This is a genomic window from Blautia aquisgranensis (assembly GCF_040096615.1).
Lineage (GTDB): Bacteria > Bacillota > Clostridia > Lachnospirales > Lachnospiraceae > Blautia_A > Blautia_A aquisgranensis.
Genome location: NZ_JBBMEJ010000016.1, coordinates 53,645 through 68,762 on the forward strand (window position 1 = coordinate 53,645; position 15,118 = coordinate 68,762).

General features: G+C 45.4%; 14 protein-coding genes. 5 read left to right on the plus strand and 9 right to left on the minus strand.

The genetic code is table 11. The annotated features are described in order from the left end of the window. Nucleotides 1–105: 105 nt before the first annotated feature. The gene (locus WMO28_RS12850) at nt 106–1,770 is read left to right on the plus strand and encodes a MotA/TolQ/ExbB proton channel family protein (protein ID WP_178641271.1); all 1,665 of its coding nucleotides are present in this window, start codon (nt 106–108) and stop codon (nt 1,768–1,770) included. Nucleotides 1,771–1,816: 46 nt separating this feature from the next. Further along, nucleotides 1,817–2,902 (plus strand): OmpA family protein, encoded by a 1,086-nt coding sequence (locus tag WMO28_RS12855; protein WP_349057202.1) that lies wholly within the window; start codon nt 1,817–1,819, stop codon nt 2,900–2,902. A 60-nt stretch (nt 2,903–2,962) separates the two neighbouring features. Here WMO28_RS12855 and WMO28_RS12860 read toward each other — a convergent pair whose 3' ends face one another. Beyond that, nucleotides 2,963–3,847, minus strand: coding sequence for an RluA family pseudouridine synthase (locus WMO28_RS12860; protein ID WP_349057204.1), 885 nt, complete (start codon nt 3,845–3,847; stop codon nt 2,963–2,965). 395 nt (nt 3,848–4,242) lie between these two features. Between WMO28_RS12860 and WMO28_RS12865 the strand changes: the two genes are divergently transcribed. Both WMO28_RS12865 and WMO28_RS12870 read left to right on the plus strand, forming a co-directional pair. Next, the gene (locus tag WMO28_RS12865; RefSeq protein WP_178641262.1) at nt 4,243–4,614 is read left to right on the plus strand and encodes a hypothetical protein; all 372 of its coding nucleotides are present in this window, start codon (nt 4,243–4,245) and stop codon (nt 4,612–4,614) included. Nucleotides 4,615–4,784: 170 nt separating this feature from the next. Continuing rightward, a complete protein-coding gene (locus WMO28_RS12870) occupies nt 4,785–6,125 on the plus strand; it encodes an MATE family efflux transporter (protein ID WP_349057206.1) in 1,341 nt (446 codons plus the stop codon). A 593-nt stretch (nt 6,126–6,718) separates the two neighbouring features. Here WMO28_RS12870 and WMO28_RS12875 read toward each other — a convergent pair. The 4 genes from WMO28_RS12875 to WMO28_RS12890 are packed head-to-tail and all read right to left on the minus strand — an operon-like array spanning nt 6,719 to nt 10,815. Further along, the gene (locus WMO28_RS12875) at nt 6,719–7,441 is read right to left on the minus strand and encodes an amino acid ABC transporter ATP-binding protein (RefSeq protein ID WP_349057207.1); all 723 of its coding nucleotides are present in this window, start codon (nt 7,439–7,441) and stop codon (nt 6,719–6,721) included. Then, nucleotides 7,434–8,936: an ABC transporter permease subunit gene (locus tag WMO28_RS12880; RefSeq protein WP_349057209.1), complete on the minus strand. Its 1,503-nt coding sequence runs from the start codon at nt 8,934–8,936 to the stop codon at nt 7,434–7,436. The genes WMO28_RS12875 and WMO28_RS12880 overlap by 8 nt, the downstream gene beginning before the upstream one ends. Nucleotides 8,937–8,951: 15 nt before the next feature. After that, complete coding sequence (locus WMO28_RS12885; RefSeq protein ID WP_178642695.1) at nt 8,952–9,809, minus strand: PfkB family carbohydrate kinase; 858 nt, start codon at nt 9,807–9,809, stop codon at nt 8,952–8,954. A gap of 37 nt (nt 9,810–9,846) precedes the next feature. Beyond that, on the minus strand, nt 9,847–10,815 hold the full coding sequence (locus tag WMO28_RS12890) for a phosphoheptose isomerase family protein (RefSeq protein WP_349057210.1): 969 nt from the start codon (nt 10,813–10,815) through the stop codon (nt 9,847–9,849). Between the two features lie 291 nt (nt 10,816–11,106). On the opposite strand from WMO28_RS12890, the gene WMO28_RS12895 reads away from it, so the two are divergent. Then, complete coding sequence (locus WMO28_RS12895; RefSeq protein ID WP_349057211.1) at nt 11,107–11,829, plus strand: GntR family transcriptional regulator; 723 nt, start codon at nt 11,107–11,109, stop codon at nt 11,827–11,829. A gap of 83 nt (nt 11,830–11,912) precedes the next feature. Here the strand turns inward: WMO28_RS12895 and WMO28_RS12900 are convergent, their stop codons facing one another. The 4 genes from WMO28_RS12900 to nusG form a co-directional block, all read right to left on the minus strand. Next, nucleotides 11,913–12,890, minus strand: a complete 978-nt coding sequence (locus WMO28_RS12900; protein ID WP_349057212.1) for a D-alanyl-D-alanine carboxypeptidase family protein — start codon at nt 12,888–12,890, stop codon at nt 11,913–11,915. Nucleotides 12,891–13,309: 419 nt separating this feature from the next. Further along, the gene (gene rplA / locus WMO28_RS12905) at nt 13,310–14,005 is read right to left on the minus strand and encodes a 50S ribosomal protein L1 (protein WP_021976011.1); all 696 of its coding nucleotides are present in this window, start codon (nt 14,003–14,005) and stop codon (nt 13,310–13,312) included. Nucleotides 14,006–14,101: 96 nt separating this feature from the next. Beyond that, on the minus strand, nt 14,102–14,527 hold the full coding sequence (gene rplK, locus WMO28_RS12910) for a 50S ribosomal protein L11 (RefSeq protein WP_015525333.1): 426 nt from the start codon (nt 14,525–14,527) through the stop codon (nt 14,102–14,104). Nucleotides 14,528–14,594: 67 nt separating this feature from the next. Continuing rightward, a complete protein-coding gene (gene nusG, locus WMO28_RS12915) occupies nt 14,595–15,116 on the minus strand; it encodes a transcription termination/antitermination protein NusG (RefSeq protein WP_178642689.1) in 522 nt (173 codons plus the stop codon). Nucleotides 15,117–15,118 lie beyond the last annotated feature (2 nt).

The following is a 15,118-nucleotide window of genomic DNA, read 5'->3' on the forward strand; positions in this document are numbered from 1 at the left end:
TTCTTTTGACGAGAATTGTCCTTTTCTGTTGTTTTGGGAATGATGTTATGATAGTATGGAACAAAAGAAAACTTTTTTCGAAAATAGAAAAAGGGGAGGCAGATCATGGGAAAAAAGTTTATGAATACAGTGCTGTTTCTGGTTGTGGCCGTGGCAGCAGCTACTCTTACTGCTTATGTGGGTAAGGGTTCCGGAAATGTATTGTTTTATAATTTTACATTTCTTGGAATTATGGTGATCATATATGCTGTAGGACTTTTTGCCGGCTTGTATCGGATGGAGAATCTTACAGCGGCTCTGAAGCACGGAGCAGCGGAGATCACAGAGGTATTTCAGCTTCCGGGAAGAGCCAGAAAAGAAGAGATCGGTCAGCTGAGAGGAATTTTCGGTGATCGTTATCTGGACAAAAAAATGGATGATTTTGTGGACAGTATCAGCCGGACAGAAGAGGGAATCGCTGAGGTGGAGGATTTTGTGAATATTGAAGATGTGGATGTTCATATTCATAAGAGACTGCTGGAGATGGCTCCGGATATTTTTACAAGCCTTGGTATCCTTGGTACATTTATCGGTCTTGTGTGGGGGCTGAAGAATTTTCAGCCTACAGATTATGAGGTGATGACCAGCTCGGTATCGGCACTTGTAGATGGAATCAAGGTTGCGTTTCTTACCTCGATTTATGGTGTTGCACTGTCGGTGGTGTACACTTTTGGAATGAAGAGCGGTTATTCATCCATGTCACAGGCTATGCAGGATTTTCTGGATCGTTTTCATGCACTGGTTCTGCCGACAGCGGAGAATGAATCCTGGAATCTTCTTGTTTCCAGTCAGAAAACACAGACAGAGGCTATGAAACAGATGGCAGAACAGTTTTCCGTGCAGATGGCGGACAGCTTTGAGAAGGTGATCACACCTACATTTCAGAAGATGAATGATTCATTGGATGTGCTTACTGCGTCTGTAACGAAAGGGCAGCAGGATGCGATCCGTGAGATTCTGGACACATTTTTAAGTGAGATGCATGGATCGTTCCAGATGCAGTTCGAGGATTTTAATGATGCGCTGGCTGAACTTAAGAAAGCACAGAAGGACAACACGGAATACACATCGGAGCTTTACAAGACGATGAGCAGCCAGCTGAGTGAAACTTTCACGAAGCAGGAACGTGCGATGAAGGATGCAATCAAAGAAATCAATGAGATGCAGAGTAAGTATATGAAGACTGCGGACCGCATCCTGCGTGATAATCAGATGATCCAGCAGCTTCAGAAGCGGGATTATGAGAAGCTTGCCGAGCATATGCATGAGAATGAAAAAGAGTCTTCTGCTTTGTGGAAGTCCTGCAATGAGTCTATGCGGCAGTATGTGGACAGTGCGGCTGAAGGTATGAAAACGGCAGCGGATTCGAATAAGATCAGTGCAGAGCTTCTCCGTGAAGATAAAAAAATGATCGAGAATTTTGAAATTAAGATGAACGAATTTACGGAGAGCCAGAAAATGGTCAGCGCTACACTGGATGAGGTACGCAGACTGCTTTCTGAGATTAAAACTGCGAAAAATAATCGGGATATTCATCTGGTCGCAGGCCAGCCATGGGGATATGGCAGCGGTGCGGGAGCTCAGGAGCTTAAAGAGAAGCTTGACAGTCTGGAGGATCTTCTGGATGGTCAGGGTGCGAGACAGGAGGCTCTGCTGGATGAGATCGAGAGAAGTATCCGTGAGATGACCAAGGTGGTTCAGAAAGGGCGTTTTGGCTTCTTTAATAAATAAGAGTTGGGAGACTTTTGAGTTGAGACAATAAAGGGGAGAAGTATTGATGCACAAAAAACGAAGGCCAGAAGATGGAGGATTTAACATCTGGCGTTCCTATTCAGATATGATGGCAGGTGTTTTGCTTCTTTTTGTTCTGATCATGTGTGTGACTCTTTTTCAGGCGCAGAAGAGTTATAATGACAGCCTGAAGGAGCGGGATGAAAAAATTGCTCTTCAGGAGAAATATACGGAGGAGCTTCTTGAAAAACAGAATGCGCTTGATGAACAGGCGGGGACTTTGAAGAGCCAGGATGAGAAAATCGAATCCCAGGATAAAGAGTTGTCGTCTCTGGCAGAACGGCTTACGAATCAGCAGAAAACGCTGGAAGAACAGCAGAAGACTCTTGAGGAGCAACAGAAAAAACTGGAAGAGCAGCAGAAGAAGCTGTCTTCCCAGAAAGAGAAGCTGGAAGAACAGCAGTCGTCACTGGATGAGAAAACGGAGCTTTTGGAGTCTCAGCAGCAGCAGATCGATAAGATTATTGGTGTGAAGGCTGAGGTTGTAGAAGCGCTGCAAAAGGAATTTGCGAAGAAGAATCTGAATGTGGATATTGATTCACAGACGGGTGCGCTGACACTGAATGCAAATGTTATGTTTGACTATGACCAGGCTGAATTGACGGATTCCGGTAAACGGACGTTGTCCATGGTACTGCCGACATATTGTAAGGTTCTTTTGAATGATTCCTATAAGAAGTATCTGGGTGAAATCATTATTGATGGTTATACAGATACGGATGGAGACTACAGCTATAATCTGGAGCTGTCTCAGAGGAGGTCGCTTGCAGTGGCACAGTATCTTTTGAATATTGAGGGGGATTTTTTAAAGGATACGCAGGTTCAGGAGCTGCAGGATTGTCTTACCGTAAATGGTCATTCTATGGCGGATCCTGTTCTGGATGCGGATGGTAATGTGGATAAGGATGCGTCCAGGCGTGTGGAGGTGAAGTTCCGGCTGAAGGATGAGGAGATGATCCAGGAGCTGAATAAGATCATGCAGGGGGATCAGAAGACAGAGAGCGCCGATAGCCCGGATAGTGCAGATAGTGAGAGCACTGGGAAAAGTTCGGCGGATAAGAAGAAAGAATAGAGTGTTGGGAAGTCCCGGATAGCGTGGAAGCTGTTCGGGGCTTCTTTTTATATTAAGAGGTTAAAATGCCTTTTGGAAATCTTCTGGTACAGGGGCAAGAAAACACAAAGGTTTTCCGGTTATTGGATGTGTGAATTCCAACTGAAAAGAATGGAGTGCCTGGCGCTTGATTTTGTCAAAAAACGGATGATAGAGAAAATCACCGGGAAGAGGGCAACCAATGTATTTCATATGCACACGGATCTGATGTGTACGGCCGGTATCCAGATGAAGTTCTACCAGGGAATAGCCGTTGCTGACTGCAAGCCGTTCATAATGCGTCACTGCAGTTTCTCCTTTTTCGAAGTTTACTTCTCTGGTAATTACAGAGTCGTCCATTCTTGCGATAGGCGCGGAAATTGTCCCCTTTTCCGGAGGGATTCCGTCAGTGAGCGCGAGATAAGTGCGCCGGATCTGGCGCTGTTTCATCTGGGCGGAGAGAAGCGCGCCGCTTAAAGGATTTTTAGCCAGAACAAGAACACCGGTGGTGTCACGGTCCAGGCGATTGATGCAGCGGTAAACAAAAGTTTTTCCCTGCTGCTTATAATACCAGGCCACACCGTTAGCCAGTGTGTTCTCGTAGTTTCCGGCAGAAGGATGAACCGGCATGTCGGCTGGCTTATTCAAAACCAGGATGTCTTCATCCTCATAGAGAATGTTCAGAGGGATTTTTACAGGAATAATAGGTTCCTCCGGACCGGTCTCTTCCGGAACGAGAATGCGTAGAACATCATGTTCGTTGAGAAGTGTCCTTGCAAAAGCCGGTTCTCCGTTAAGAAGAATGGCATGGTCAGCACGCTTCATGGTGGTCAGTATGTGCTTGGAAAAACCGTTTTTTCGAAGAAAAGTAAGAATAGGGATTCCTGAATCTTCAGGCTTGATGGTGTAGGTGATGATTCTCTGCATAAAAATAAGTTCCTTTTTCTGTAGTGCCAGATAAGATTCTGCGTTCAAAGTATGAGTATGTTTCATCTGACGGATTATTATAGTATAACATCTGGGAAATAGATTTTCTACTGTAGGATGTGTTGAATACAGAGTGTCCAATAATAAAAAAAGTGAGTTATGGTGCGAAATCAGTTATTATATGATTCCTGTGCATCAAAAAAACAGGCTGCGGGCTATAGTGTGACAGTGACATGCCAGCTTTTTATGGAATATGGGACGCAATGTGGACTTGTGAGAGGGATGTTTTCGTGCTATCATGAAACAAAATGTGGCGATTAGCAGTATCTCAGGAGAATATTATTTTTAAGTTGGACAACTATTTTTGCCTACAAAAGACAGGGAGGAAATTGCAGATGGAAGAAATAGTTTCGGAGGAGGATCTCTGGGAGCGTATTATTGCATTTCAGGGAGTTTCGTTTAAGACGTATTCCGGATTGGATTTTACTTATACTCTGAAAAAAGGAAGAAACGGAATCTACACGAAAGAGCTTTGGATCGACCGGCGAAAGAACAGCAAAAGTCTGGCGTGGAGTTCTGTACGCATGGCTTATCGCAATATTAAAGAGAAAGGTACTATGGTCGATCGTCCCAAGGCGCTGGGCGACATCCGGGGTGTGACTTATATTTATGGAATTTTTTATCGTTTTAAGTTGATCGATGTTCCGGAACCTGTAAAAGAAAAGATGCAGGAAGGTATATCCGACGGAATGAATGATAAACAGTAAAATTATTTTTGCATAGTTTGCACAAAAAAACTCCGAAAAATCGAGAAAAATACATAAAATATATTGGAAAAAGTGCAAGAAAAGGGTATAATGTCAAAGAATACAGGATTGATAAAATTCGGACAATTTATATCCGGACGAACTAATAAAATAATGCAGGAGATGAAAAGATGGAACAGCAGCATATGTTTACGAACCGGATGATACGCAACCTTCTGGTTCCGGTAGTGCTGGAACAGATATTGAATTCAATAATGGGAACCGCAGATACCATGATGGTAAGCAATGTGGGATCTGCGGCTCTTTCTGCGGTATCCCTGGTGGATTCCATTAATGTGCTTCTGATACAGGCCTTTTCGGCACTTGCAGCAGGAGGCGCCATTGTATGTGCACAGTATATCGGACAGAAGAATTATGAGAGAGCAAACATGTCAGCCAGACAGGTTCTGTTTATCATCACAGCGATCTCCGTGGCTGTATCTGCAATCTGCCTGATCTTCCAGAAACCGCTCCTGCGACTGATATTCGGAGCAGTTGAAGCAGACGTTATGCGTGCTTCGGAGACCTATTTCTTTTATACGGCATTGTCATTTCCATTTATAGCAGCGTATGATTCGGCAGCATCGATCTTCCGTGCCCAGGATAACACAAAAGGGCCGATGCTCATCTCCATGATTTCCAACGTAATGAACATCGGGGGAAATGCGATCCTGATCTGGGTATTCCATATGGGAGTTGCAGGCGCAGCGATTTCAACTCTCGTTTCCCGAATCTTCTGTGCAGTGGTAGTTCTGTACCAGCTTCGAAAAGACCGCCAGCCAATCGTAGTGCGGGATTATCTGAAGATTCGTCCGGACTGGGCTATGATTCGCCGTATTCTTGGCCTTGGTATTCCCTCCGGAATTGAGAATAGCATGTTTCAGCTTGGAAAGCTTGCGATCCAGTCAACCGTATCCACTTTGGGAACAGCGGCCATCGCAGCCCAGGCCATGACCAACATCCTGGAGAACCTAAATGGAATCGCAGCCATCGGTGTAGGCGTCGGCCTGATGACCATCGTAGGCCAGTGCCTCGGTGCCGGCCGCAAAGACGAAGCAGTCTATTACATAAAAAAACTCTGCGTGATCGCAGAAGTGGTCATCATAGTAAGCTGTCTTACAGTCTACGCCCTGGCCCGACCCGTTACCATCCTGGGCAGCATGGAAAAAACAAGTGCAGCCATGTGTATCCATATGGTAACCTGGATCACCATCGTAAAACCTCTCGTCTGGACCATGGCATTCGTCCCAGGCTACGGCTTACGCGCAGCCGGAGACGTAAAATTCTCCATGATCACCTCCTGCTGCACTATGTGGGCTTGCAGATTCTGCCTCTGCGTCTTTCTGATCCGAGTCATGGGCTTCGGCCCCATGGGTGTCTGGATCGGAATGTTCGCAGACTGGACGATCCGCGGAATCATCTTCACCTGGCGATTCCACAGCCGCCGGTGGCTGGAGCATAAGGTAATTTAAAAAATTGCCGTTATGAAGATCCCAAAGCTTTTGGATGGATGTTACTGTTTGGGAATGCGTAGGGCAAAACCGTGAGGGGGACCATCTCAGAGTTGCGAAGCCCGAAGATCCCCCTCACCCACCCCCTTCTTGGGCACGCCTGAAAAAACGTTCCGGCAGTGCCAGGTATCGTAGGCTACCTGTATTCCACGCTACTCAAAGTGGAACGCAGAGCCGATCAAACCACACGGACGAGAAAGCGGCCCGCTCGTGGGTCTGTTCTCTGAACTTGGCGAGATATAAAGTAATCACAGAGACAATATTGACTGTTAAGGAAGCAAAGCAGAATCCCACCACAAACAGGACAGCTGCGAAGCAGCACTTCCGTACGGAGCCAATACCCCTTCGTCCAACAACCACATCGGCACAACGCAACACAACCAAAAGCGAAGAATCCCTCAACATCTCCAATGTGTTGAGCATCCAACATCGCATCACAGCGGCGTGGCCGGAGGGGAGGGGTGTGGGGAGGGGAAACGGGCTTCGCAACTTCGAGTGCCTCCCCTCCCCACGAATTTCCCCGCTTTCTCAAAGCAGAACTTTTTTTTAAGAAACTACAACACTTTAGAAAGAAACTCCTTCGTCCTTTCCTCCCGAGGATTGCTAAAGAGTTCTTTCGGATTTCTATCCTCAAGAATCACCCCATCATCCATAAAGAGCACTCTGTCACTGACCTCCCTTGCAAATCCCATCTCGTGAGTAACCACCAGCATGGTCATACCTTCTTTTGCAAGCTCTTTCATAACCTCAAGAACCTCTCCGACCATCTCAGGATCAAGAGCTGACGTTGGTTCGTCGAACAGAAGCACCTGGGGATTCATTGCCAATGCTCTGGCGATAGCAACCCTCTGCTTCTGTCCGCCTGAAAGCTTTCCGGGATAGACATCGGCTTTTTCTTCAAGGCCGACTCTTTTCAAAAGAGCCCTCGCCTTCTGATCAGCTTCCGCTACATTCCATTTGCCAAGGCGCACCGGCGCAAGGGTGATATTTTTTAATACTGTCATATTGGGAAACAGATTAAAATGCTGAAAAACCATTCCCACATTTTCCCTGAATTTATCTACATCCAGCTTCGGATCCAGAAGCTGCTGTCCGTTTACGGTGATCTCTCCTTCCTCCGGTTTTTCCAGAAGGTTCAGGCAGCGCAGAAATGTAGATTTTCCGGAGCCGGACGGACCGATGATGCAGATACACTCCCCCTTGTTTACGTGAGTTGTGATTCCCTTTAATACGTGTACGTCCCCGAAGGACTTTTTCAGATTTTTAACATCAATCACTTTCTCTCAGTCTCCTTTCAAATCTCTTCAGCAGAAGGCTCAGGCACTTCACGATCAGATAGTACATGATACCTGCAACGATCAGCGGTATGAACATCTGATAAGTACGGGAAGAAACATAGCTTGCCGCCTTTGTCAGATCCATGATACCTACATAACCTAAAATAGATGTTTCTTTGATCAGCTGGATAAACTCATTACCCATTGCCGGAAGGATGGTTTTTACAGCCTGCGGAATGATAATGAAACGCATGGTATCTTTGTACCCAAGGCCCAGAGAACGACCTGCCTCGCTCTGCCCCTTGTCTACAGATAAAATACCTCCGCGGATAACCTCGGAAACATATGCACCGCTGTTGATACCGAAGCTGACCACTGCTGCCACATAGCCCAGCCTGCTGTGGAACACTGCAAAATAGATGATCATCAGCTGAAGGACTGACGGTGTTCCACGGATCACATCAACATAAATATCCGCGATCGTGGAAAGAATGGTTCTTCTGCCTTTTTTCGCAGCTCCAAGACGTACCAAAGCCACTACAAGACCGATCAGGATGCCTACAATCACTGACAAAAGAGAAACGATCAGCGTAATACCAAGACCGTTAATATAAAACTTCCAACGATTATCCTGAAGGAAAATAAAGCTTAAAAGTCCCAGAAAACCATCGGTTGCTGCTACATCTGTCACATCCTCGCTGTTTTCAAGTGTGTCCACAAAATACTTCTGATAAAGATCATCATATTCCCCGGATTTTTTTACTTTTGCAAGCCCGTCATTGATGATCTGGACAAGCTCTGTGTTTCCTTTTTCAATACAGAAAACCGTATCCTCTGCTGTACTTGGCACGGACTCATACTGCAGGTCTGAGTTCTGTTTGCAGTAGATCTCAGCCATGATATTGTCGATCAGAACTGCATCTGCTCCACCGTTTTTCAGCTCCATGACTGCACTGGAAGCGTTTTTAAATCTTTTTACTTTGGCATCCTTAACTTCACCGTAATCGGTAGTCTCGCCGGATGCGATCATATCACTCTGTGCACCCTCCAGAACTGCAACGGTTTTTTCGGACATCTCCTCAAAATCCTTGATCGGATTATCCTTACGGCTTATGATGCACTGTGTACCGGTGTAGTAAACATCGGAAAAATCAACACTTTTTTTACGGTCCTCCGTAGGTCCGATTCCGGCAGCGATCACCTGCACATCTCCGGCCTCCATAGAACCCATCAGGGAATCGAAAGGCATGTCCTTCCATACCAGCTTCACGTTTTCTTCCTTGGCTATTGCCTCCAGAAGATCGTAATCAAAACCTGTAATATTTCCATCATCGTCCAGGTATTCAAACGGCGAATACTCTGCATTCGTTCCTATGATGATGGTCTGCTGTTCTGCCGCTTTTACTGCCACTGCACTGCTGAAATATACCGGCAGAGCCATGATCATGCACAGTACAAAGCAAATAAGAGCTCTGCTTTTTCCATTGCGTCCCATTATTTTCCCCTCCTGCTATTCATATTTTTTTCCGTAACCAAAAGCACCTTCCATGCCACAGATACCTGCTGCAAAAGCAGCTGCCTCTTCAAGACTTTCACAGATCGCGGTTTCCTTATCCATACCAGCTTTAGTTCTTCCAATAAAGCCTGTAAGGAAAGACGCGATCAGGGAATCTCCTGCACCGAGAGTATCCTTCACTTTCTCAAGCGGAGCTGCTTCCTGAGCAAAAAATTTCTCCCCATCATAGAGAATACAGCCTTTCGCACCTCTAGAAGCCATGGCAAGCTCCGGTCCCATGGAGGTGAGCTTTTTCAGATGTTCTTTTGCTTCCTCATCGGTTCCATCAAAAGAGCAAAAAGCATATGTAACATGCGGTGCCGTTTTTTCATAATATTCTTCTGTGGAATCATCAGAAAAATCGAAGGACACCGGGATTCCGGCTTCTTTGATCTTGTGGAGCTCACTCTCTGTAAAAGAATAATTTCCACTGTGTACCACATCGAATCCTTTCATGTATTCCAGATCAAAACGATCTAAGATATAAGGTGTTTTTCCGCGAATGCCGCCCTCATTAAAATCCAGGAATTCACGATCTCCGTCTTTTAATGTGATCCTGGAATAGCCGTTTTCACCGTGAAGCTGTTTGCATTTCACAGTTTCCACGCCGGTTTTTCCCAGCACATCTATGATCAGCTCTGCCCTGTCATCATCCCCGAAATATCCCATATATGCTGTCTTTTCACAGCCTGCCATTTTACCGTAGACACTGACATTTACACAGTTGCCGCCTGGATACATGGTTTTTAAGTGATCGTAGATATCCACAACATTGTCTCCGAACCCAAGGAGTTTTGTACTGTATCTGCTCATTTTTCCCCTTTCTCTGTGCACAGGCACAGCAGCGTTTTTAGTATTCCACAACACCCATATATCTTCTCATATCCAGCGGATGACGGCGTTTATCCTGCAGTGCAGTGCGGTAAACAGTTGTCATGGTATAGAAAAGCATTGGTGTAAAATATTCCACGCAGCTGTCATCAATTGCTTCCATACCAAGCTTATCCGCATCGATCACTTCGTATTTCTTTCCGTATTTTTCAAGGAAAGTCAGCACACGCTCATCCATCATACGGTTTCTTCCGCGGCTCATCATCAGAATGTAAAGGTGCTCCTCGTCAGTCACCTCAAATGGTCCATGGAAATATTCTGCACTGTTCAGGTATCCGCAGTCCATCCACTGCATTTCCTGAAGTGAACAGATAGCAAATCCATAGGCCTGTGAATAGGAGGCTCCTGATGCCATGATATAAAGGTTCGGTTCCTCTGAATATTTTTCTGCAAAAAGCCATGCCGCATTCTGCTGATCCTTCACTGCTTTTGCAATAATCTCATCGATCTTATCAAATCCTTCTGCAATTTTGTCATAAAGAACATATCCCGGCTCCTGTACCTTCATCAGCTCATTAAGAATACGAAGTACGATTCCCTGCGGCTTCTCTGCTTCTTTCACTCCCGGTGCCCAGTCATATACAACAGATATCCACTCATCTGTATCGCAGGCAGATCCCGGTGCATGTGTCATGGTCACAACTGCTGCACCTGCATTCATTCCCACTTTCGCCGCTTCCAGGCATTCTTTGGTCTTTCCGCTGTGAGAGCAGATGAGCAGAAGGCTGTCTTTTCCAAGCTTCTTAGGCGGTGTCAGAGCAAACTCTCTGGCCGGGATCCACTGTGCATCCATCACTGCGGATTCCGCACGGACAAAATAATATCCCGGATACAGATCCACAAGAGATCCTCCGCATGCAAGAAAATACACATTTTTGATTGTTCCATGCTCTTTGTTAATCTTATTTACGATTTTTACTGCGTCCATTTTCATCCTCCGGTTTTCGTGGAAATTCGTCTGACAATCCTCTAAATCCATTGAAAATACAGGTTTTTTCGGATTTTCAGATGATTTTCTTTCTCTTAAATTTTTGCATTTTACCTTTTTGAAAAATATAACATATTATAACGTTATAGTAAAGAGTATATTCATGATTTATGATTAATTATTCATCCTATACACATTCCTCCGCACTGCAAAAGTTTGTCTCTTACTGGACAAATACATCCGCACTATAGTAAAATATCGTTTATGAACAATCTCAGAAAGGATCTTTTTATGTTAAATAAAAATTCGATCCAGCCGCTTTACAAGCAGCTTATGGATATCATCACCCAGCAGATCAAAAACGGTACTTATAAGCCCGGAGAAAAAATCCCCCCTGAGCCGGAGCTTGCCGAGCTTTACCATGTCAGCCGGATCACAGTCCGACGTACAGTGGAGGAGCTTTGCACACAAGGGTATCTTATCAAGCATCAGGGCAAGGGAACCTTTGTAAAATCCCCCATGATCTTCCGGAAATTTGAATCTCAGAAGAATATGAGTTTTTCTGAATCCTGCCGCCAGAATGACCGTAGCCCCGCCTCTCATGTTTTATCCTTTTGCAAAAAATCTGCCGACAGCATAACCTCTGATTTTTTGCAGCTTCCTTCTGGTGAGGAAGTATTTTTTCTGGAAAGGCTTCTTCTGGCCGATGGTATCCCCATCATTGATGTGCATACCTGGCTTCCGGTGCAGCTCTTTCCGGATTTTGATCCGAACGCTGTAGAAAACGGTTCTTTTTTTGAATATCTGAAATCTGCTTATCATTACAGTATCGCAGATTCCAGCCGCAGCACTGTTTCTGTTACTACGGCTTCATCGGATATGGCGCAGACTCTGAGTCTTTCTCTGGGGGATCCTGTGCTGATCCTGGATTCTTTTATGGAGAGTCCTGACGGACAGCCACTGTATATCAGCCGGGAATATATTGCAGGTTCCCGCTATACGATTTCATTTTGAAGAATCCAAAAACGGCACAGAAGTGTTATGCTGTCAATGCAACAGCATACACCTCTGTGCCGATAAATTTTCAGAATAAAAAATCACTTCTCCATCTGTGCTTCAATCGCTTTCCCAAGCCGATTATAAATCGTCACTGCATCCTGCACATGCAGTGCACTTCCCGTATTGCCTGCTGCGCCGGCAGTTACCAGAATGTATTCTCTGTCATAGATCTTTGCAAAGCTTGCCAGACACAATCCGGCTTCACTGGTATATCCTGTCTTGCCGCCCAGGATGTGACCGCCCGTTACAGAAGTATCTGATAAATTCTTAAACATAGTACTGTAATATGTAATCCCGCTTGGATGGATATTGGTCACTCCTGTAGAATGCCGCGGACTCTCAATAATTTCCCGGAAAGTATCATTCTTAAGTGCATATCTAAGAAGTACCGCGATATCACGCACAGTACTGTAATGATCCGGATCATGAAGCCCTGTCGTATCACAGAAATGCGTCTTATTCATGCCAAGCCTCTGCGCTTTCTTGTTCATCAGCTCCACAAAGCCATCCCTGGAACCGCCAACTGTATCTGCCAGTGCGATACAGCACTCTGCCCCTGATGGAAGCATGGCACCATAGAGAAGATCAATGGCACGCACTGTTTCCCCTGGCTGAAATCCTGCCTGGGTTGCATCCTGCTCATAAAGCCCCGCAAACATCTCCTGTGTCAGAGTGATCTCCTGATCCAGGTCATCCAGGTTCTCAATGGCCACGATCACAGTCATGATCTTTGTCATGGAAGCTGGATAGATCTTCTCATCACCCTTCATATTTCCGATGATCTTACCGCCTTTTACCTGCATCAGTACTGCATATGGACTGTTGATGCCACTCATCTCAAGCTTGCGTACGACCGGTTTCTGCAGAGACTCCATCCAGTCTCCTACACCTTTGTTCCAACCGATGATCACTACAAGTGTCAGGATCACGATAGCCTCCACCACCAGGCAGAGTATCATTTTTATTTTGTTTACCTGTTTCTTTATTTTCTTCGCTTTACGCTTTTTTGATCTCAATTTATACTCCCTGTTCAGACAAATTCGTCTGTAAGTCTCCCCTACAGAAACGTTTCCCCCATTTTTTTATATCCTAACATAATTTCAGTTTTCATTTGTAAACTTTAGATGATAAATCTTTGGCAAATCTCCAAATCTATCCATCTATTACTGGTTTGAGCCTTATTGTAAAAGCATTAAGCTAAAAAATCAAGACACTCTCCCATCTCCCTGAAAATTTTTTCAAAATAAGAAAGAATCCCGCTTGCAGGATTCTCCGCCTGCGGCGGGTCGCTTCAGCGACATAATTCATCTCCGACGCAGTGCGATCCTGCCCGGAGGGCTTTTTTATGTCATTGAAACATTACGAAATAATTTCCATAACATAAAAAATACCCCATGCAAAGATTCTCACCTCTGCACAGGGCATTTAAAATTTATTACTGAGCTAATTTAACCGGGTTAAGCTTAACACCAGGTCCCATTGTCGGAGCGATTGTAACGCTCTTCAGATACTGACCTTTCAGTGTGCTAGGTCTAGCCTTTGTGATAGCTCCCATAAGCGTCTGGAAGTTGTCGCTTAACTGCTCCTCGGTAAAGGAAGCCTTTCCGATCGGAACATGGATGATGTTGGATTTGTCAAGACGATACTCGATCTTACCTGCTTTGATATCGTTAACAGCTTTTGTAACGTCCATTGTTACAGTACCAGCCTTCGGGTTTGGCATTAAACCTTTCGGTCCAAGTACACGACCAAGACGACCTACAACGCCCATCATATCCGGTGTTGCAACTACAACGTCGAAGTCAAGCCATCCCTCGTTCTGGATCTTCGGAATAAGATCCTCAGCTCCTACGAAGTCTGCTCCTGCTGCCTTTGCCTCTTCTGCCTTAGCATCTTTAGCAAATACAAGTACACGAACTTTTTTACCTGTTCCGTGTGGCAGAACAACTGCTCCACGGATCTGCTGATCTGCATGACGTCCATCGCAGCCTGTACGGATGTGAACTTCGATGGTCTCGTCGAATTTAGCTACAGCTGCTTTTTTAACAAGGCTGATAGCCTCTGGTGCATCATATAATGTTGCGCGGTCAACTGCTTTCGCAGCTTCCACATATTTCTTTCCTCGTTTCATTTCTATAACCTCCTGTGGTATTTGCGGGGAAAAGCCCTCCCACTTGAAAATTTCATTTTCTTCTACGGGAACCCCGAACTTAAGCTTCGGTATTTATCAGTCTACGACTTCGATTCCCATACTTCTTGCAGTACCGGCGATCATGCTCATAGCAGCCTCGATGGATGCTGCGTTGAGGTCTTTCATCTTCAGCTCTGCGATCTCCTGAACCTGAGCTTTAGTAACCTTAGCTACTTTAGTCTTGTTCGGTGTACCGGAACCAGATTTGATGTTTGCAGCTTTCTTAAGAAGAACTGCTGCCGGCGGAGTCTTGGTTATGAAGCTGAAACTTCTGTCAGCGTAAACAGTGATTACAACCGGGATGATAAGGTCTCCCTGATCAGCTGTTCTTGCGTTGAACTCCTTAGTAAACTGTACGATGTTTACACCGTGCTGTCCAAGAGCCGGACCTACAGGTGGTGCTGGAGTTGCTTTACCAGCCGGAATCTGTAATTTGATATATCCTGTTACTTTCTTTGCCATTTTCGGCACCTCCTATGTGGTATTGGCGGGGGTGTGTCCCTCCCACTTGCGTTACCTTGTTTTTTAATTACTCAGCTTTTTTGATTTCTGTGAAACTTATTTCTACCGGTGTTTCACGACCGAAAAGCTCAACATTGATCGTTACTGTCTGTTTCTGCATGTTGATATCTGTGATCACACCTGCGGTATCTTTCCATGCACCGCCAGTAACAACGATCATGTCGCCCTCTGCGAAATCCACCTCGATATCCGGTTTCTGGATACCAAGCGGCAGCATTTCCTCTTCTGTAAGAGGCACAGGCTTAGATCCCGGTCCTACGAAGCCTGTAACACCTCTGGTATTACGGACAACGTACCAGGTATCGTCATTCATCACCATATTGAGAAGCACATAGCCTGGAAACATCTTCTTCTGAACCTGTCTTGAGGTTCCGTTCTTCATCTCCACTACATCCTGCAGCGGAACACGTACCTCCAGGATCTGGTCTTCCAGGTGTCTGTTCTCGATCGTCTTTTCGATGTTGGCTTTTACCTTGTTCTCATACCCTGAATAGGTATGGACAACGTACCATTTTGCTGCTTCTGACATAC